At 42.5% G+C, this 19,015-nt stretch carries 15 protein-coding genes; 4 read left to right on the forward strand and 11 right to left on the reverse strand.

The window, feature by feature from the left end:
* Positions 1 to 63: 63 nt before the first annotated feature.
* Positions 64 to 2,253 carry a tetratricopeptide repeat protein gene (locus ACYVJG_RS08825; RefSeq protein ID WP_460430733.1) on the forward strand — a complete coding sequence of 730 codons (2,190 nt, stop codon included), beginning with the start codon at positions 64 to 66 and terminating at the stop codon, positions 2,251 to 2,253.
* A 59-nt stretch (positions 2,254 to 2,312) separates the two neighbouring features.
* Here the strand turns inward: ACYVJG_RS08825 and ACYVJG_RS08830 are convergent, their stop codons facing one another.
* The 3 genes from ACYVJG_RS08830 to fliB (ACYVJG_RS08840) all read right to left on the reverse strand — a co-directional run bounded on the left by ACYVJG_RS08830 (position 2,313) and on the right by fliB (ACYVJG_RS08840) (position 5,412).
* The gene (locus tag ACYVJG_RS08830; RefSeq protein ID WP_460430734.1) at positions 2,313 to 2,714 is read right to left on the reverse strand and encodes a flagellar protein FlaG; all 402 of its coding nucleotides are present in this window, start codon (positions 2,712 to 2,714) and stop codon (positions 2,313 to 2,315) included.
* 101 nt (positions 2,715 to 2,815) lie between these two features.
* Complete coding sequence (locus ACYVJG_RS08835) at positions 2,816 to 4,030, reverse strand: flagellin N-terminal helical domain-containing protein (RefSeq protein WP_460430735.1); 1,215 nt, start codon at positions 4,028 to 4,030, stop codon at positions 2,816 to 2,818.
* Between the two features lie 134 nt (positions 4,031 to 4,164).
* Entirely contained in the window at positions 4,165 to 5,412 is a 1,248-nt protein-coding gene (gene fliB, locus ACYVJG_RS08840; RefSeq protein WP_460430736.1) for a flagellin lysine-N-methylase, read from the reverse strand.
* A 75-nt stretch (positions 5,413 to 5,487) separates the two neighbouring features.
* On the opposite strand from fliB (ACYVJG_RS08840), the gene ACYVJG_RS08845 reads away from it, so the two are divergent.
* Complete coding sequence (locus ACYVJG_RS08845; protein ID WP_460430737.1) at positions 5,488 to 8,370, forward strand: tetratricopeptide repeat protein; 2,883 nt, start codon at positions 5,488 to 5,490, stop codon at positions 8,368 to 8,370.
* Position 8,371: 1 nt separating this feature from the next.
* Here ACYVJG_RS08845 and ACYVJG_RS08850 read toward each other — a convergent pair whose 3' ends face one another.
* Genes ACYVJG_RS08850 through ACYVJG_RS08880 form a run of 7 tightly spaced genes read right to left on the reverse strand, consistent with a single transcriptional unit; the run spans position 8,372 to position 15,219 of the window.
* Entirely contained in the window at positions 8,372 to 9,121 is a 750-nt protein-coding gene (locus ACYVJG_RS08850; protein ID WP_460430738.1) for an acylneuraminate cytidylyltransferase family protein, read from the reverse strand.
* Positions 9,069 to 10,115, reverse strand: coding sequence for a nucleotidyltransferase family protein (locus ACYVJG_RS08855; protein ID WP_460430739.1), 1,047 nt, complete (start codon positions 10,113 to 10,115; stop codon positions 9,069 to 9,071). The genes ACYVJG_RS08850 and ACYVJG_RS08855 overlap by 53 nt, the downstream gene beginning before the upstream one ends.
* Positions 10,091 to 10,771: an acetyltransferase gene (locus ACYVJG_RS08860; RefSeq protein ID WP_460430740.1), complete on the reverse strand. Its 681-nt coding sequence runs from the start codon at positions 10,769 to 10,771 to the stop codon at positions 10,091 to 10,093. The genes ACYVJG_RS08855 and ACYVJG_RS08860 overlap by 25 nt, the downstream gene beginning before the upstream one ends.
* 21 nt (positions 10,772 to 10,792) lie before the next feature.
* Positions 10,793 to 11,869, reverse strand: a complete 1,077-nt coding sequence (neuB, locus tag ACYVJG_RS08865) for an N-acetylneuraminate synthase (RefSeq protein ID WP_460430741.1) — start codon at positions 11,867 to 11,869, stop codon at positions 10,793 to 10,795.
* Entirely contained in the window at positions 11,862 to 12,998 is a 1,137-nt protein-coding gene (neuC, locus tag ACYVJG_RS08870; RefSeq protein ID WP_460430742.1) for a UDP-N-acetylglucosamine 2-epimerase, read from the reverse strand. The genes neuB and neuC overlap by 8 nt, the downstream gene beginning before the upstream one ends.
* Positions 12,999 to 13,000: 2 nt before the next feature.
* Positions 13,001 to 14,146, reverse strand: coding sequence for a LegC family aminotransferase (locus tag ACYVJG_RS08875; protein ID WP_460430743.1), 1,146 nt, complete (start codon positions 14,144 to 14,146; stop codon positions 13,001 to 13,003).
* An 11-nt stretch (positions 14,147 to 14,157) separates the two neighbouring features.
* Positions 14,158 to 15,219, reverse strand: coding sequence for an NAD-dependent 4,6-dehydratase LegB (locus ACYVJG_RS08880; RefSeq protein ID WP_460430744.1), 1,062 nt, complete (start codon positions 15,217 to 15,219; stop codon positions 14,158 to 14,160).
* A gap of 66 nt (positions 15,220 to 15,285) precedes the next feature.
* On the opposite strand from ACYVJG_RS08880, the gene fliB (ACYVJG_RS08885) reads away from it, so the two are divergent.
* A complete protein-coding gene (gene fliB / locus ACYVJG_RS08885; RefSeq protein ID WP_460430745.1) occupies positions 15,286 to 16,509 on the forward strand; it encodes a flagellin lysine-N-methylase in 1,224 nt (407 codons plus the stop codon).
* Between the two features lie 84 nt (positions 16,510 to 16,593).
* On the opposite strand, the gene ACYVJG_RS08890 is transcribed toward fliB (ACYVJG_RS08885), so the two are convergent.
* Positions 16,594 to 18,276: a long-chain-fatty-acid--CoA ligase gene (locus tag ACYVJG_RS08890; protein ID WP_460430746.1), complete on the reverse strand. Its 1,683-nt coding sequence runs from the start codon at positions 18,274 to 18,276 to the stop codon at positions 16,594 to 16,596.
* 308 nt (positions 18,277 to 18,584) lie between these two features.
* Here ACYVJG_RS08890 and rimP point away from each other — a divergent pair, with 308 nt between their 5' ends.
* Complete coding sequence (gene rimP / locus ACYVJG_RS08895) at positions 18,585 to 19,010, forward strand: ribosome maturation factor RimP (RefSeq protein ID WP_460430747.1); 426 nt, start codon at positions 18,585 to 18,587, stop codon at positions 19,008 to 19,010.
* Positions 19,011 to 19,015 lie beyond the last annotated feature (5 nt).

The following is a 19,015-nucleotide window of genomic DNA, read 5'->3' on the forward strand; positions in this document are numbered from 1 at the left end:
AATCGAAGTAAAACTTAAAGTATGTTGAGTTACTGTCGTAATTTTCTTTTTTCGGAGTGTCAAATGTCGCAAAAAAAATCAAAATACACAAAAATCAAATCACCATCTCAAGCAGAAATGAGTTCGATAGTTGAAGCATATTATAGCGGTGATGCAGCGTTGTTGTTAGAACGAACAAATGAGCTGGCTCAAGCATACCCGCAGCACAGTTTCCCTTATGAATTCATGGGTTTAGCATACGAGATGCTGGGAGAGATTGGGCAAGCCATCGAAACGCTACAAAAAGCAGCCTACCTTGCCCCGCAAGATCCTGAAATTCAAACCAATCTCGGCAACTTAGTCATGAAGACAGGCGATCTAGCAGAAGCGGAAAGCCACTACAAAAAAGCGATTCGTATTAAACCAAGCCTGTTTCAAGCTCATAACAGCCTAGGCTTGTTATTAAGTTACAGAAGTGATTTCGAAATGGCAGAGAAACACTTCAAGAAGGCATTACAAATAAAACCAAACTATATTAGTGCCATGATTAACTTAGGAGAATGTTTAAGACTACAAAAAAAATATCACGAGGCAGAGGATATAACGCAAAAGGCAATCAATTTAGAACCGAATGTTGCAGAGTCTTACCATAACCTTGGCCATATTTTACAAGCACAAGGCAGAAACGAAGAAGCAGAATTATTCTATAAAAAATCCTTGTCAATTTCGCCAAACCTGATAGAGTCACATTGCAACATGGCGGCAATTTTTAATGCAAAAGGGAACTATCAACTTGGTTTCCATCATGCAAAAGAGGCCATTAGTCTAAATCCAGAATATATTGATGCTTATAACAACTTGGGTATTGCATTAAAGGGGTTAAACAACTTAGATGAGGCACAATCTATTTTTGAACATATCTTGGAGAAAAACCCAGGTTCTGATGTCACCCTCAACAATATAGGTAATGTTTATCATCAAAAAGGAGAAATAAAGAAAGCAATCCAATATTTTCAACGTGCAGTTCACTCAAAAATCTACAACACTGAGGCGTACAGTAACTTATTGCTATGCTACAACTTCGTGGACAGAGGGGAAACGCTACATCATGCGATTGAATATGGGGAATGGCTAAAACGTCATACAAAAAATAGTTATTCCAACAAACATCAGAATCACAACCATGAGAAGCTAAAAGTCGGTTTTGTATCGGCAGATTTCCGTGAACACTCGGTAAGTAAATTTTTGGGATTTATGAGTGAAATTAAGCAAAACAATGAATTTGAACTGTTTGCTTATTATAATCATAGCATTGAAGACGATACCACACATCAGTTAAGAAAGTATTTTGATAGCTGGAATAATATCTTTGCGAAATCAGATGAAGAAGCAGCGGAGCTTATTTATCAGCAAGAAATTGACATATTGATCGACTTGTCAGGCCATACAGCAGGCAATCGTTTACCTGTATTTTCTTATAAGCCTGCACCACTACAAATTACTTGGCTTGGCTATTTTGCAACAACAGGTATTGAAGAAATCGACTATATTCTCGTCGATCAAACGGGTGTCCCTGAAGAATACCAATTCCAATTTGCTGAACAAGTGCAATATCTGCCTCATACAAGGTTATGTTTTAACACTCTAAACGAAGCACCAAAGGTATCCAATTTACCCGCTTTAGAGAAAAATCAGTTTACTTTTGGTTGCTTTCAACATCTTAGCAAAACAAATGATGAAGTTTTTTCTTTATGGCGTGACATTCTTAATCAAGTCCCTCACAGCAGTTTACGTTGGCAGGCAATGCAGTTTGCTGATGAGACAGTCAAAGAATCCACTTTGCAAAAACTAGAAGCACAGGGTATTTCTCGTACACGAATCCATCTTTTACCTGCGACTTCTTATCAAGACTATCTACAGGCACATGCAGAAGTGGACGTGCTACTAGACACCTTTCCCTATACGGGAGGTACTACAACATGCGAAGCGCTCTGGATGGGTGTCCCAACTATCACACTTGCAGGAGAGACGTTACTTTCGCGTCAAGGTGCTAGCTTGCTCACTGCGGCAGGATTAGAAAGTTACGTGACCAACACCAAAGAGGAATATGTGGCGCTAGCATGTTCAGTTGCTTCTCGGTTAGAGGCATTGTCTTTATTGAGACAAAACTTGCGAGAACAAGTTACACATTCTGCCTTGTTTAACCAAACACAGTTTGCTAAAGATTTTTCACAAACAATCACAACGCTTTGGCAACAACACTTCTCACATTAAAAGATATAAAACAAAAAAGCTACCTTATTTACCTAAGGTAGCTTTTTTAGTTTCTTGCACTAGGCTTTTTGATTAACAAACATGCCAGCAATTTTATCAATACTCTTAGCAATTTCTAGCATTTCTTCTGAAGGAATCTGTCGAATGATTTCATCATTCGCGGTATTGATAATTTTAACGACAGGGATCTCCAAGTCTTCATCGACCGAGAATTTCAATTCGCTCGCGTACATCTGCACCACTTTTTGTACTTTTTCTGCGGCATCTTGTAAATCTTGTGGATTGGCTTGGAGTGCTTGTTGTTTCTGTGCACTGGAAACAGCTTGCACAGCATCGCTTGAAACTTCTACCGTTGGGGCAGACGATTGCGAGGCAGGCAAAGAAACGGGCCGGTTGTTCGTATCTTGCGGCAACGAATAAGACGGCAAGTTGCTGCTGTTGATGGGGGGAATCGTACTCATGAGCAAGGCTCCTTACGCGAAAAACCCGACGGGGGAGGCTCCCGCGCCGGGTTGTTCGAAAACGGGCCACCGCGCGGGGCGGCGGCTGTTTCTTTTTCAGATTAACGCAAGAGCTGCAGAGCTTGCTGTGGCTGTTGGTTAGCCTGAGCCAGCATTGCAGTACCCGCTTGTTGCAACACGTTGGCACGAGCCAAGGATGCAGATTCGTTAGCGAAGTCAGCATCTTTAATCCGGCTACGAGAAGCGGAGATGTTTTCGCTAGAAGTTTGCAAGCTAGTGATTGCCGAGCTGAAACGGTTTTGGAAAGCACCCAGTTTTGCGCGGAAAGCGTTCACTTCTTTGATTGCGTTGTCAATACGAGCAATCGCGTTGGTTGCATTTTTGCTGTCGTGGCCAGTGACGGTCAGGTCAGTAATACCTAAGGTGTTGTTACCAGCTAAGGAAGCACCGCCTTTAGTGGACAAACCAGTTTTCGATGCACTCCAACCACCAGTCAGGCTGAAAGAAGCCTTTGACAACTCACCCAAAGAACCGTTGGAACGCACTTGGATCTTGTTGTTCTCATCCAGTGTAGCGGTCACGCCAGTTTTTTCGGACTGTTTGTTGATCGCTTCAACAATTTGACCGGCACGTTGTTCACCAGTTGAAGCAGCACCAATTGAACCTAAGCTGACAGATTGTGCTGCGCCGTTGGAATCTGTGTATTTGATTTTCAGGCCGTTAGCAATGGCATCTACACCACCGGTGCCAGCTGCTTTACTGATCGAACCAGTCGCAACTGCAGATACACCACGGACATAGTTACGACCACCTAAAGAACTCAAGTTGGTGTTTGCAACGCTATCGATAGTAATTGCCTGACCTGCATCAGCACCCACTTGGAAAGTTTTTGCAGTGAAGGAACCGTCCAACAGTTTGTTGCCGTTAAACGAAGTCTGTTCAGTCATACGCTGAATTTCGTTTTTCAGCTGAGTAATCTCGTCTTGAATTGTCTGACGGTCACCGAGTTTGTTGGTGGAGTTGGCTGCTTGCACGGCCAATTCACGAACACGTTGCAGGTTGTTACCCACTTCGGTCAACGCACCTTCAGCAGTTTGTGCCAAAGAGATACCGTCGTTTGCGTTGCGCTTAGCCTGATCCAAACCTTTGACTTGGGCAGTCATACGCTCAGAGATCGACATACCAGCAGCATCATCTTTCGCGCTGTTGATACGCAAGCCAGAAGACAGACGCTGAGTTGCAGTTGCCAACAGACCGGTAGAACCAGCCAATTGACGTTGGGAGTTCAGCGAGGCAACGTTAGTATTGATAAACATAGTGATTCTCCTACTGAAGAGAAAAAAGTTAAACGAGGCGCTTACTATCAAACTGCAGGTATCGCGCTCTTGTTAGTGTTTTCGGATCACTCAGAAAAAACTTTAAGAAATTTTCTGCTTTTTACAGCATTTTTTTATTTTCCCAACAAACTCAATAACTTAGGCAAGCTTTTCAACTCTGAATTTGCTAAAGACATCGCAGCAGCAAACAACATTGGAGACTCCTCTACCCATTCACGATGAAATGCTGAGCCTACCAAACAAGCCTGTTGCTCAAAATCATTACCATAGGCACTCGCAGCCGCAGCCAAAAACAACCGTTGCAACAAATAAAATAGCAAGAAGGCCAACAGATTGGTTCGTAAATCATGTTCCACTGACGCTACAGGAAACGCATACGCTAACCAGTGGTTCAACACGATATGCTCTAAAAAATGCGGTGATGCTAATAGCGCCTGATCAAGATCCGCTAAAGCCTCTCGTATCCTAGGAATAGCGGCTAACGCACGTTCTTCTAGTGGACGAGATTGATCCGCCAAATCAAATGCCAACACAACATCATTCAGCACTTTTTCATAGCTACCCACCCCTTGCTGTCGATCGTGACGAAGTTGTAACAGCTTTACCAACAAAAGTGCATGTAGAGACTCATCAAATGTAATTTGCGTAAAGTGCAATGTCTCGTCGTTCTGTTGGATTAAGTTAAAAAGGCTCTCAATCGAGAGCGCGATGTGATCGACTTGATTGGCTTCATACACCTCACTAATCTGTTCCGTCAGGAAGTACAACAACATTAAGCGACGCGAGAGTGGGAGTTCACGAGTTTGCAACAACGTCGCACCCGCTTGCCGCAGTAACAAGTAGCGCTGTTGTTCTACCTCGGGTAGATCCACTGTTACCATGGATTCCTGTCTCATCATGACGGGTGCAATCGATAGTGCCAGTGCATCGGGGGTTTTCCACAATAGACGACCCACTTCTGGACAGGACGGCGATAAGAACTGCTGCGTCCCATCAGGCAGCCATCTGTTAATAGCAGGGTATTCAGCACAACGCGTCGGTAAAGCAGGGTTATCATACAGCCGACACTTTTGCTGACGATCCAATAACCAACACTGCCCCGTTACAGGATTCATTCGACTAAACGCCTGCATCTCGCCGAGTTTGTTTTTTGCGACACCAAAAGCAAGTCTCAACCAAGGCTGATAGGCTGTTTGATTTGTTAATTGCGCCATCCCATCCATGTCTTGAACAGAGGGAAAAAACAATACTTTCTGACAGCAGGAATTCACGCAGATGTTTGAACCAACACAGTTAAATTTTTGTAGATACTGGGGAACTAATGTATCAGTTTTCGAAAACGAAACAACAGAATTTGTCATCGAACAGCCTTTTTAAAGAAAATAACTCAGCAGAAATGCTCTCGTATCAACTCTAACTCAGAAAGAACACCACAGATGGCCAAAAACCTCAATATAGAGATGGAAAGAGCTTCAAAAAATCAACAATGGGCGGATGCGGCGGTGCTTGCAGAACAAGTGTGTGTACAGTATCCCAAACACAGTCGAGCTTGGCTGATCCTAGGTGTGAGTCGATTTCATTTATCAAACTTAACACAAGCACAAGCTGCAATCGAAAAAAGTTTGGCGCTCAATAGTACACAACCAGAGGCTTACTTTTGGTTAGCAAGAATACTCAGTAATAAACAAGAACCCCTACAAGCTGACATATTTTTCTCCAAAGCAATCGAACTTGATCAAACAAATCCACAATATCCTATTTTCAAAGCTGTCAACTTATACAACAATCATCTTTTTATCGAGATAAAGAAAGACCTACCTTCTCTCGTTAGAAAATATCGAGAGAATCCAATTTTCCCTATTATTTTGATGGCTGCATTTGAAGAAACAAAGCAAGAGATTGACCTCGATATTGAAACACTCAAGGTCATCACGGGTGCAGCAGAAAACAGCGAAGATGAAAACATCCATTTTCGCTATATAAATATCTTAGCCATTCAGGACAAGAAAGAAAACCTATCTCGCTTTTTAACTAACAACAAAGTGGCGAAGCATTTACTAATTTATGGCAAGGGTAAGATATTTGAATTAGAAGACAATATTGAACAAGCTGAAATTCATTATCAAGAAGCCTTTAAAATTAAGAAAACAGATTTTTTATGCAGAAGATTATCAGAGATTTTATTCGAACAAAACAAATTTGAAGAGTGCACTTCTGTTATTAAAGCTTTTCTTGAAGAAAACCCTAATGACCCACAGGGGTTAATACAACTTGGCATGATTTATTATGCCCTACCAAAAGAACAAGAAAAAGCAATTGTATGTTTTGAAAAAGCGATTGAAGCAAAACCAGATCTTGACATGGCCAAATGGAACATGGCGCACCCCCTGTTCAATTTAGGTAGAGTAAAAGAAGGTTGGGATAAACACCGTTATCGCGAGTCTTTATTTTTACCAAGAAAATTTCATGCCGAGATTTGGAAAGAAAACGAATCACTAAAAAACAAAACCCTTATGGTCTGGAGTGAACAGGGGGTTGGCGATTATTTTATGTTTGCTAATTGTTTCCCAGACTTAGTAAAAAAATCAGGGGCCAAACATATTATCTATGAAACAGACCCTCGTTTACTTGCACTGATGCAACGCAGTTTTTTAGAAATTGATGTCAGACAAAGCCCACGTTTACAAAAAGATGGGGCGCCATACATTACTGATTACACACATCATATTCCTATGGGGACGTTGCCAGTCTTTTACCGAAAACAAGTTAACGCCTTCCCGACTGGTTCTTATTTAAAGACAAATCCAGAATGGGATGAGGAATGGAAAAAACGCTTAGACCATAGCAAGAAAAATATAGGTATTTGCTGGCGAAGTGGTGTACGCAGTACGTTTAGAGATAGATACCTCACAGATATAGAAGTTTGGGGCCCATTGTTCAGTATTCCTAATGTAAACTGGATCAATCTACAATATGGTGATTGCGATAAAGAACTTGAATTTGCCGCTAAACATTTTGGTGTAAAAATTCAATCTTGGTCAGATATTAACCTAAAAGATGACTTTGATGCAGTGGCTTCTCTAATAAAAAGTTTAGATCTGGTCATTACAGCCCCAACCGCAGTTATGCAGTTAGCAGGTGCAGTAACAGGGGGCAAAAACGTTTGGCCATTTATTACACACCCAAATTGGAGTTTATTAGGTCAAAATTATTCCCCTTGGTTCCCAGAAGCACGAGTTTATAGAACAGAAGTCCCAACCCCGATTCACCATACTTTTCCACGGATGAGTGAAGATTTAAGGAAATGGCTACAAGGGGAAAACATGCCTGCCGGCGTTGTGATGTGTGAAGAACAAGATGAATCGTTATTTACAACACATACCTCTGAGAGATACTCCGATGCTCTTAGCTGTGAAGAAAAACTAGCTCGAGGAGATATCACTACCATACAAGCAATTGAAGCAACCTTCTCACAGTCTTTAATTAAGCGACTCAACACACTCAGCGAATATAAGCAAGTAGAACCTCTAGAAGAAGAGGTGCTCAAATATGGAGGAACACTAGCGAATTATATACAAAAAAAAATAAACCAGCCAATACTAGAAAAAGAGCTATTAATAAAAGGCACAGGCAAAAAAACCTTACTGATTTTTTTCCAAGGTAACATTAATATGGCCTTACCTCAGTCAGAGGTCACGCCCTATCTTACACCCAAGTTTGCTGGGGTAAGGTTATTTGAAGAAATATTGCAGGATTACCCTGATACTTGTTATTTAGGCGTTCGCGACAGTTGGCAAATGTGGTACCAAGTTGGCCCTCTTGGAACGGCATTGGCTGATCAAGGCCTTTCAGCGCAACAAAGATGGTTGTCGCTATTAAATGCCAAGATAGAAAAATCAGGTTGTCAAAAAATCATTTGCCTTGGCACTTCAGCAGGGGCTTCTGCTGCCATTCAATTTGGAGCAAAACTGGACGCAAAAGCAGTGCTCGCGATCTCACCACAAGCTAAACCACTCGATAATGAATGGGAAAATAAAAAAGGACAAGTCTCTTTTATGGTAACAAGAGATGTACAATGGCGGAAAAAGGTCAAGGAACAATTTAATATACCGGCACTTGACTTAAAGCCTTATGCTGAAGAGCTTGGCTCTCGGTTACAGCTCTTTGTTCCTAAACTGTACGAGGCTGATCTCATTCATGCAAACTACCTTGCGAATACCAACCCGAATATTCAAGTTCACCGAAGCCCCGGGAAAGATCATGCAGATGTTAGTAAAGCTTTATTTAAGAAAGCACTGATCGAACAAATTATTAAGTAGATCATTTCTCTCGATTTTGGTAAGCAAAAATCGACTCGGCAAAGTGAAAATCTAACGCCGAGTCGATATCAACAGAATGTTCTGCTGGCATAATAAAAGCAATCGTTTTTGGTGTCAGAAAAGTACGCTGTTGAATGAGACATTCAACTTTTGCCAAATAGATCGCTCCATTCAAACGATAAAACTTACCTAATGCCTGTCGTGGTTGGTCTCGGATTGCTTCAGCAAAGGAAGACATACATAGATCTTCTGCTAAAGGCTGTGTCCAAAGCGGCGGATGTTCTGCCGGAGCCACACTTATCACGCTGGGTGCTTCTCTCTCAGTCATCAGGGAAACAGCCTGTTGAATATATTGTGCGGTGCGTAAAGGAGATGTCGCCTGTAGTACAGCAACCTCATCAAACTTTTTCCCCCTAGCAGAAAAATAATTCAACACATCCAACACCACGTCTATTGTACTGGCTTGATCTGTTGCCAAGTGTTCAGGTCGTAATATCGGAACGGAAACACCTGCTTGCTCGGCAATTTCAGCATACAGTTGGCTATCCGTCGATACGAAAACCTCGCTAAATACACCAGAGGTAAGAGCAGCTTCAATCGTCCAGTGCATAAGCGGCTTTCCAGCCAAAGGCAAAATGTTTTTGTTTGGCAGTCCCTTGGATCCAGACCGCACAGGAATAATAGCAAGGCGTTTGACATTAGATTGAGGCATATTCTTCTTGCGCTTTCTGAAAATCTTCCATTCGACCAATATCAAGCCAATAGCCGGGAATAGTGAATAAATTAACTTGCTGATGGGTCTCAACCTGTTGCTGCAATAGGGTAGGCATATCTATTATTTGACCCGGCATCACCGTTTTTACCAAATCGGGGTCTAATAAATAAATCCCAGCATTTACCTTAAAACGGTAAGTAGGTTTTTCAACCATATTTCTCATCTGATACCCCTCTGACTCAATAACACCATAGGGGATTTGCTGTTCATACTCACGCACACACATTGTTGCAACACCGCCTTGTTCTTCATGAAAGGCAAGGAGAGAAAGAAAGTTAAGGTCAGTTAATAAATCACCATTCATCATAAACAAAGGATGGTCGATTTCGTCATGTGGCAATAAACCAAGTGCCCCGCCCGTTCCAAGCGGTGTCTGTTCGTGTATGTATTTAATTTCAACATTCCAACGACCACCATCACCAAAATAAGATTGAATTTGCTCTGGCATATAATGTGTTGAAATATAAAAACGATAAAAACCAGCGTTAATAAAACTTTCTAAAATCAATTCTAAAATAGGTTTGCTACCAATCCTGAGCATAGGTTTAGGACAAGTATTTGTTAGAGGTCTCAGACGCGTACCAAACCCACCTGCCATCAAAAAAACAGGATTGTGTTGTCGGGGTTTTTGTAACAGACCATGTAAAGTTTCAAGTCCAACCAATACACCAGAACTGTCTAAGATAGGTAGCTGTAATAGACTGTCCTTTTCCATCAAGGCCAACATTCTGGCCTTACTCCAATCATGCCGCGCCACTTTGGGATGGGTTGTCATCACCTCACACAGAGGCGTAGAAAGAGGCTGTTGTCTTAATAAAGCACGGCGTAAATCGCCATCTGTCAGTGTGCCTAACAAGTGATTTTGTTCATCTACAACCAAAACAATTCGTAGAGCACCGCGATCAAGAATAGGAATCGCATCAGACAGTGAGATATTTGGATGCGCTAAGGCAGATTGCCATTTTTGCATTGATTAGATTCCTGTGATTGGGCAAGTGGTTTAGCCGGTGTACCGTATAGCGTTGTAGCAACGGCAATCGATTTAACAACAGTAGCACCAGCAGCAACAACAGTATGTGGCGGTAAAACTACGCCTTGAATGATGGAACTACCACTGGCGATATAACTCATTTCACCAACGGAAACGCCACCACATAAAGTTGCACTGGGTGCGACATGACTATGAGCACCAATTACACAGTCATGGTCGACTATTGCGCCAGTGTTAATAATGCAATTATCGGCAATCACTGTATCTGCTTGAATCACAGCGCCAGCCATCACTTGCACACCCACGCCTAAATTCACATTTGAACCTAACACAGCAGCAGGATGAACAAGCGTTGGAAATGAAAAACCCGCTTGTTGCCAGCGGGTAAATACGTTCTGACGTACGAAAGACCTGGGTAGTAAACCGATGCCCAAAGCCAAGTTTACTTCTGTGGGAGCTAAAGAGAGATGAGATTCATCTGCGCCCAAAACAGGAATTCCTCGCCACTTTTTAGCACTATCGTTAGCAAAACGAGGATCAAATACCCCAATAACGGGGTAATCCAAGGCAACTAAAAGATCTAGCACAACCTTAGCATGGCCACCCGCACCAAACAGCACAAAAGGTTTTTTCATGGCAATTCGACTCACAAGTGCTTATAGAGGATCACCTGCCATCATATTTTTTGTCGCAGATTCACCCTGTAATACATCCCACCATTCCATCGGTGAACGTCCGCCACCAGCACGGGCAGTTGTAATATTCTCAACACTAAACACCTCGCCCACAGCAATATCGCGTGAAGCAATGATGTTTTGTCTAGCAGCACGTCGAGTATCCCATTCACTTGGCTGAGGGGCTTTGATACCAGAACCTAAAGCTTTGGACAGCGCACGAATTTGCGAAATCAAATGTTTTAATTCACTCGGCTCTAACGACGCTGCATGATCAGGCCCTGGTAAGTGACGGTCTAATGTAAAATGTTTTTCAATCAACACAGCCCCTTTTGCAACAGCAGCAATCGCAATCAAATCTCCTTCGGTGTGATCTGAATAACCGACTTTCATGCCAAAAGCGTCACCTAAAGTATTCATTGCCTTGAGATTCACTTCTTCCATTGGTGTCGGATATTGTGAAGTGCAATGCAATAATGTGATCTTGTCTCTCACTTGTTGTTGAGCTTTTTCACTACTCCAAAATGACCATATTTCAGAAAAGTTTTTTGGTGGCTCAACATAAGACATACCATAGCTAAGCACGGCCAAAGCTTGCTCAATTTCACCTAGAGTTGCCATCCCTGTTGATAAAATCAAAGGTTTACCTGTACGTGAAAAATGCCAGAGTAAAGGCGCATTAACTATTTCACCAGAAGGAATTTTATAAACAGGTAAATCTAGGGTTTGCAGAAATTGCAAACTATCTACATCAAAAGCTGTTGATAAGAACTGAATCCCTAGCGACTCAGCATGCTTTTTAAGTGGGGCATGCCACTCTAATGGCAATTCCAGTTTACGCAACATCTCAAGTTGAGATTCTTGATGATCGGTCAGCTTTTTTTGATAAGCGGCTTTTGGCGCACGAGTGGCAGCTAATTTTTCAGCATTAAAAGTTTGAAACTTCACGGCATCAGCACCAGCAGCAGCAGCAACCTCAACTAAAGCGAACGCTTTTTCTTTTTCACCATTATGGTTGACCCCTGCTTCAGCAAGAAAAAATACTTCTTTGTTAGACATGATCTTCTTCCTTATCAATCATTTTAATAATTGTCTGCAGAACCTTATTAGAAACATTTCCTCCACCATAAGGAGAAACGGCTTGTAATCGAGTATTTTTAAAAATCATTGCTTTTTTTATAGCCAAAACAATACTGTCTTGGTCAGGCTGACTATGGAAAGTAGAGTTGGCGTATAAACGCCCCTTCTGTCGACAACCTATGTTGACAGTGGGTATATTAAACAGTGGTACCTCAATGATCCCGCTAGACGAATTACCAATCACAACATCAGAGAATTTAACTGCACTTAAATATCGCTGAGTCCCTAAAGAAGGTACCGCTACAGCTTTTTTGGGATAACGTGCTACATAATTATCAATCTGGGCAATAATTTCCCTACCTCCATTATCTGCATTCGGATAGCAGAAGATAACTTGATGATTGGGAAACTGATCTAATGCTTCTAATATATTGAGAAATGTTAATGTAGGTGACTCATCTCCCAAAGTAACAGGATGATAAGTCACTAAAAAGAAAGGCGACTGCAAAGTAAAATTGAGTGTAACAGCCAGTTCAGATAAAGACAGCAATGGGGTATGTTCAACATGATCTAAACCAATTGCACCGACACAAAACACGCTGTGCTCTGGTTTTCCAAAAGATAGAATTTTTTGTCGGTAAGGCTCAGCCGCCGTGAAATGCCAAGTTGCCATGTGTGTAATCGAATGTCGAATTGCATCATCATAAGCCCCTTCTGTTGTTTCGCCTCCATGCAAATGAGCAATAGGTATTTTCATTACCATTGCAACTTGTGCGGCTGCGAGGGCTTCAAATCTATCGCCAAGGATAATCAGCACATCTGGCTGTAAACGATCAAGGGCATCTGCAAAACCGATACAACCTAACCCCATTGCTTTGGCAACCCCAACAGCACTATCTGACGACAGTAAAATTTCAACCTTTGCTGCGACATCAAAACCATCATCTATGATTTGTTGCCATGTTGAGCCAAATTCAGGGGAGAGATGGGAACCCGACACAATCAACTGTAATTCGCAATCCGGTTCATCTTGAATGGCTTTGAGTAACCAAAAAAGCAAACCATATTCAGCTCGTGTTCCAGTAAAAACAGCAATTTTTTTCAACATATTTAAGACGTTTTCACACTACTTGGTAGATTCACCACTCGGTCTGCTAACCATTCAGAACAAGAGAGGTGATCACGAATCGAGTCACGAAACATCGGCAAACGATGCATAAGTTGCCATATCGGTCTTGTCATCACGCCTCTATCGTTGGTATCTCGCAAAAGATGGTCTCTCTGCTCTCTGTCTTGGCAAACCACGGCATGGAGCCAGTAGTTTGCACGACAGTTAATCGGTTCTTCCACAAAGCTTAAATCACTACCGGATAGATTTTCCTTATAAAAAAGTGCTTGCTCCCGCTTGATCGCAATAAATGCTTCTAGTTTTTCAAGTTGGGCACATCCCAAAGCAGCGTTTAAATTAGGGAGCCGATAGTTATAACCAACTTCATCATGCACGTACTCGTAGGCATGTGGTTGTTTAGCAGTCGTTGTCAAATGTTTGGCTCTTTGTCCCAACAACTCGTTGGTAAGCACCATACCTCCACCACCAGTCGTGATAATTTTATTTCCGTTGAAGCTTAAACATCCAGCCAAGCCAAAAGTACCTGTGTGTTGACCTTTGTATAAACTGCCTAAAGACTCTGCTGCATCTTCAATCAGCACAACATTCCACCTTTCACACACAGTCAACAGTCCTTCTAAGTCAGCAGGATGCCCGAAGGTATGCATTGGCACACAAGCAGAAATTCGCTGCCGTGAATGCTTTTCACGGCATATACCTTGTTCATCGAGGTAAGCATGTTGCTGTAACCAATCGGCTAACGCAGCAGGACATAAACTTAGATAAGAACGGGAAACATCGATGAATATCGGATCTGCACCACAATAGCGAATTGCATTGCAAGTTGCGATAAAAGTTAAAGCTTGGGTCAACACGAGATCATTTGCTTTTACACCTGCTAGTAACAACGCAGTATGTAATGCTGCGGTTCCATTCACAGTAGCAATAGCACGAGGGGATTGCGTGTACTGAGCAACTGCAGTTTCAAACTGATCAACAAACTTTCCTACGCTAGATACAAACGTAGAGTCAATCGTTTCCATCACATATTGACGCTCGTTACCAGCAAAAACAGGGGCATGAAGGGGAATAAAATCTTCAGAATCGTAGTAACTTCGAATTTTTTTGACTAGCCAATTAAAATTCATCTGATACACCCCTACACGTTATAAATATCGGCTTTATATTTCTTTAACACATCTGGTTGTGTGAACCATTTAACGGTTTCTTCCAGGCCACGCCGGATATCAAACTCTGGGACAAACCCTGTCAGATCAAAAATTTTTTTATTATCACACCAAAGACGGAACACCTCGGAGTCTTTTGGCCTAATCCGATTTTCATCAGTCACAAACTCAACATCACTGGCCATGATTTCTTTAATCAGATGTAAAGTATCCCCTACAGAAATCTCGTAATTTGAGCCAATGTTGATGGTCTGTCCGATGGTATTTTCAGCTTCGGCTAAGGCAATAAAGCCACGGCAAGTATCAAGAACATAATTAAAATCTCTAGTTGGGCTAACATCTCCCAACTTAATTTGTTTTTTACCTGCAGCAATTTGGGTGATGATAGTCGGAATCACAGCTCTCGCAGATTGACGAGGGCCATAAGTGTTAAAAGGTCTAGCCACTGTGACGGGCAACTGAAATGCATTAAAAAAGCTCATCGCCATAGCATCAGCAGCTATCTTTGAAGCACTATAGGGTGATTGTGGTTGCAGTGGATGATGCTCATCAATCGGAACATACTGAGCTGTGCCGTACACCTCACTGGTGGAAGTGTGGATAACACGACTCACATTGTTTTCTAAAGCTGCTTGGCAAATATTGAGCGTCCCTTTGATATTGGTATCCACATAGCTATCAGGAGCAACATACGAGTACGGAATTGCAATCAGGGCAGCCAAGTGAAATACAACATCCACATCCTTGGTGATATGCTTGCAGTAATGAGGGTCTCGCACATCACCGGAAACTATCTCAACTTCCGACAAGCAAGGAATATCCTCTAACCATCCCCAACTGTTAAAGGAGTTGTACTGTGCCAAGGCTTTGACTTGATAACCTTTGTTGACCAACATTTCAACTAGGTGAGAACCGATAAAGCCATCAGCACCTGTGACTAAAATCTTTTTGTTTTCCATATCAACTTTCGATAGTTTGTTACGCTCGCACGGTCTTGCTTGATTATGGGGGAATTTTTCTAAAACATAAAGCATTATCTTTCATAGACTGAAACTTCCTAGTATAAATTTAAACCATTCCTTAGTAAGGAAAATTTTGCCATGCATAAATATATCGAAAAACTAATGTTAGTACCCGAGTACTTACCAAATTTCCAATGCATTGGGCCAATGTGTGAAGACCATTGCTGCAAAGGATGGGGAATTACAGTTGACAAAAAAAGTTATTTTGCATTAAAAGAAATCAAAAACAAAAATATTGCTAACCTGGTCGCTAATGGAATTAGCCGACAAAGAGGAGATCATTCGAAAGATCGTGAATATGCAAAGCTGAAGCTAGTAGAAGATAAGGGAAACTGTATGATGCTAGCCGCAGATAATTTATGCTCTATACACAAAGAGCTAGGCGAGAAATATTTACCTCACACCTGTTCAATTTATCCGAGACACACTAAAAATCTATTCGGGATAAACCAACAGAGTTTAACCTTTTCATGTCCAGAAGCTGCGCGTAAAGGCCTTTCTATCAAAAAGCCAATGCAGTTTATCGAAAGTAAAGTCTATGTTAGAGAAGAACTGATAGAAAAGGCTAATACAAGCCATGCTGAAGATATGGAGCTAGCAAATGAAATTCGATTTTTTTGTATCAATTTACTTCAGTTTAGAGAAATTTCACTTTGGAAACGTTTAGCTATCTTAGGTTATTTCTGTGAACAAGCAGACATACTTCGCTCACAACACAAAGGATTAGAGGTAGTTAATCTGATTTCATCAATTACCAACTCCTTATCTGGTAATGACTGGGAAGAACTTTTTGGTGTAGTCAGCCCTGATTTTGAAAAACAAATCATTACCTCTTTTTACTTAATGGTTTTACAAATTGAATCAAATGCTGAATATTATCAGAAGATAGTTGGACTGGTTTTGGATGGATTAAATACCGAACCAGAGAAAATAGTCGCAAGATATCAAGCTGCACTAGAGTTAGGAGCGAGCAAGTTTATCGAACAACATGATTATGTTCTTGAAAATTTCTTAGTTAATGATGTATTTACTAGTGGTTTTCCATTGTTAACGGGGAAAGTTTGGTTCGAGGCTTGGTTGTGGCTCGTAGGTCTCTATAAAATCCTGATTTATTCTTGGGTAGGTTTATTTGCTAATTTTGGAGAGAAAATGAATGAAGAGACAGCAATTACGGCTACACAAGCCTTAATTAAATCATTCACTCATACGCAGGAAGATTTTAAAAGACACGTGATAAGCTATCTGAAAGAAGAGGGTATGCCTGATTTTGCATCAAGTCTTTCTTCATTGAAACCAGAATAAGTATCACTAAGCACAAGGGTAAATTTTAGATCCGCAGGGTGGGCACAAGAACGGTGCCCACCTATTTTTGACACGACTGGCGAGTTAATTCGCTGCGGCTTTTAAACTCTCATCCCGTAATGCACGGCGCAGGATTTTACCGACATTGGTTTTCGGTAATTCAGCGCGAAACTCGATATGTTTCGGCACCTTATAGCCCGTGAGATTCGCCTTGCAATGTTGCAACACATCAGCCTCGGTCAGCGCAGGGTCTTTCTTCACCACAAACACCTTCACCACCTCACCCGACTTTTCATCCGGCAAACCAATACACGCCACCTCCAACACCCCCGGATGCGTCGCCACCACATCCTCAATCTCGTTCGGGTACACATTAAACCCCGACACCAAAATCATATCCTTCTTGCGATCAACCAACTTCACGAACCCATCTGCGGTCATCATCGCCATATCACCCGTCGCCAAGAAACCACGACTATCAATCACCTTCGCCGTTTCCTCTGGACGGTTCCAATACCCCTTCATCACCTGCGGGCCTCGAATCCACAACTCACCCGCCTCACCTTCTGCCACCGGCTGGCCTTCGGCATTGCGAATCTCAATCTCGGTCGAAGGCACCGGCACCCCAATCGTCCCGTTATATTCCTTTAAATCGAGCGGATTGATACACGCGGCAGGACTGGTTTCTGTTAAACCATACGCCTCAATCAATGGCACACCGGTGACCTGTTTCCACTTATCCGCCACCGCCTTTTGCACTGCCATCCCCCCACCTAACGCCAAACGCCAAGTTGAAAAATCGACAGTCTTAAACTCAGGGTGATTTAACAAGGCATTAAATAAGGTATTCACCCCCGTCATTGCGGTCACTGGGTATTTTTTAATCTCTTTGATAAAGGCTGGAATATCGCGTGGATTGGTAATCATGATATTCAAGGCGCCGATCTCGGTGAAGATCATCAAATTCGCCGTCAACGAGAAGATGTGATACAGCGGCAAAGCCGTGACAATCACCTCTTGCCCTTCCCGCACCACCGGCTTCACCCATTCGCCGGCCTGTAACATATTGGCGACAATATTACCGTGGGTCAGCATTGCCCCTTTCGATACCCCTGTCGTACCGCCGGTGTATTGCAAAAACGCAATATCATCATGGGTTAATGACACTTTTTGATAAGGTTGTTTATCGCCTTTTTTCAAGGCATCAGGAAGGCGGATAACATTGGCCAATTGCCAATTCGGTACCATCTTCTTCACATGCTTGACGACAAAATTCACAATTAACGATTTAGGGAACCCTAACAAATCACCAATCGAGGTCACGATAATGTTTTTGACTGGTGTACGCTTCACCACTTGCTGCAGGGTGTTAGCGAAGTTCTCTAAAATAAGAATGGTCTCCACTCCGGCATCTTTTAACTGATGCTCTAACTCGCGTGGAGTGTAAAGTGGATTGACGTTCACCACTGTCATCCCTGCCCGCAAAATCCCAAACACTGCCACCGGATATTGCAATAGGTTTGGCATCATAATCGCCACCCGCGAGCCTCGCCCCAGTTTCAGCTCGTGCTGTAAGAAAGACGCAAACTGCATCGATAAGCGGTCGATTTCAGCATAGGTCAACACCTTATCCATATTCGCCACCGCTGGACGATTGCTGAATTTCTTGACCGCATGTTCAAACACTTCACTTACCGATTGAAAACTATCGAGGTTGATCTCCGCCGCCACCCCTTGCTGATAGTTTTTAAGCCAGCGCTTTTCCATAAGTTTCTCCCGTCGTGTGTTGTCTGCTCTCATGTAGAAAATTCTCAACGTTCCAAACAGCAGCCTCGGAGGTGCTTGCCTTAGCATAAGCACAAAACGACCAGATTGCCGCCATTCGAACATTTGTTTGAATTGTTGCGTAATGTAACGGAATCGTTTTTTTCGCGCAAAGTGTTTCCATGTTGCAAGACAACACAATTTTGTGTGGCATATCGTGGTGAGTGTTTCTTTTTATTTAGAAAGTTGCTAAAATCGGAGCGTTTTATAGATGGGCGTTAGCGCCCATTTTTTATTTGCCGGATCAAAGCATGGACGTTCGCACACTGCTGGAAAATACTCTACCCGGATTGGGGTATGAGTTTGTTGCACTGGAATTGATAAACGGTGGCGGCTTGCGCCTGTTTATCGACACACCAGAAGGCATCACGTTGGATGACTGCGTGTTGGTGAGCAATCACCTCACACGCCTATTTGCTGTAGAAAATGTGGACTACGACCGCCTCGAGGTGTCATCTCCTGGTCTCGACCGTCCATTGACCAAAGAAGCCGACTATGTCCGCTTTGCAGGTTCTTTAGCAAAAATCAAAACACGCATGCCACTAGAGGGACGTAAGCAGTTTCGCGGACGTTTAGCTGGCCTCGAAGAAGGCCGGGTCAGGATTGACGTGGACGGCACAATAGTGGAAATCCCATTTTCCAGTATTGACAAGGCGCGGCTTGAGCCGGAGTTCTGATACAC

It is taken from the genome of Aquaspirillum soli (genome assembly GCF_054781915.1).

What these genes read in the sequence shown, in the direction of transcription:
- ACYVJG_RS08830 (WP_460430734.1), bottom strand. Translation starts at nt 2,714, where the DNA reads ATGAGTACGATTCCCCCCATCAACAGCAGCAACTTGCCGTCTTATTCG.
- ACYVJG_RS08835 (WP_460430735.1), bottom strand. Translation starts at nt 4,030, where the DNA reads ATGTTTATCAATACTAACGTTGCCTCGCTGAACTCCCAACGTCAATTG.
- ACYVJG_RS08875 (WP_460430743.1), bottom strand. Translation starts at nt 14,146, where the DNA reads ATGAATTTTAATTGGCTAGTCAAAAAAATTCGAAGTTACTACGATTCT.
- neuB (WP_460430741.1), bottom strand. Translation starts at nt 11,869, where the DNA reads ATGTCTAACAAAGAAGTATTTTTTCTTGCTGAAGCAGGGGTCAACCAT.
- fliB (WP_460430745.1), top strand. Translation starts at nt 15,286, where the DNA reads ATGCATAAATATATCGAAAAACTAATGTTAGTACCCGAGTACTTACCA.
- neuC (WP_460430742.1), bottom strand. Translation starts at nt 12,998, where the DNA reads ATGTTGAAAAAAATTGCTGTTTTTACTGGAACACGAGCTGAATATGGT.
- fliB (WP_460430736.1), bottom strand. Translation starts at nt 5,412, where the DNA reads ATGACAAATTCTGTTGTTTCGTTTTCGAAAACTGATACATTAGTTCCC.
- ACYVJG_RS08855 (WP_460430739.1), bottom strand. Translation starts at nt 10,115, where the DNA reads ATGCAAAAATGGCAATCTGCCTTAGCGCATCCAAATATCTCACTGTCT.
- ACYVJG_RS08890 (WP_460430746.1), bottom strand. Translation starts at nt 18,276, where the DNA reads ATGGAAAAGCGCTGGCTTAAAAACTATCAGCAAGGGGTGGCGGCGGAG.
- ACYVJG_RS08880 (WP_460430744.1), bottom strand. Translation starts at nt 15,219, where the DNA reads ATGCTTTATGTTTTAGAAAAATTCCCCCATAATCAAGCAAGACCGTGC.
- ACYVJG_RS08845 (WP_460430737.1), top strand. Translation starts at nt 5,488, where the DNA reads ATGGCCAAAAACCTCAATATAGAGATGGAAAGAGCTTCAAAAAATCAA.
- rimP (WP_460430747.1), top strand. Translation starts at nt 18,585, where the DNA reads ATGGACGTTCGCACACTGCTGGAAAATACTCTACCCGGATTGGGGTAT.
- ACYVJG_RS08860 (WP_460430740.1), bottom strand. Translation starts at nt 10,771, where the DNA reads ATGAAAAAACCTTTTGTGCTGTTTGGTGCGGGTGGCCATGCTAAGGTT.
- ACYVJG_RS08825 (WP_460430733.1), top strand. Translation starts at nt 64, where the DNA reads ATGTCGCAAAAAAAATCAAAATACACAAAAATCAAATCACCATCTCAA.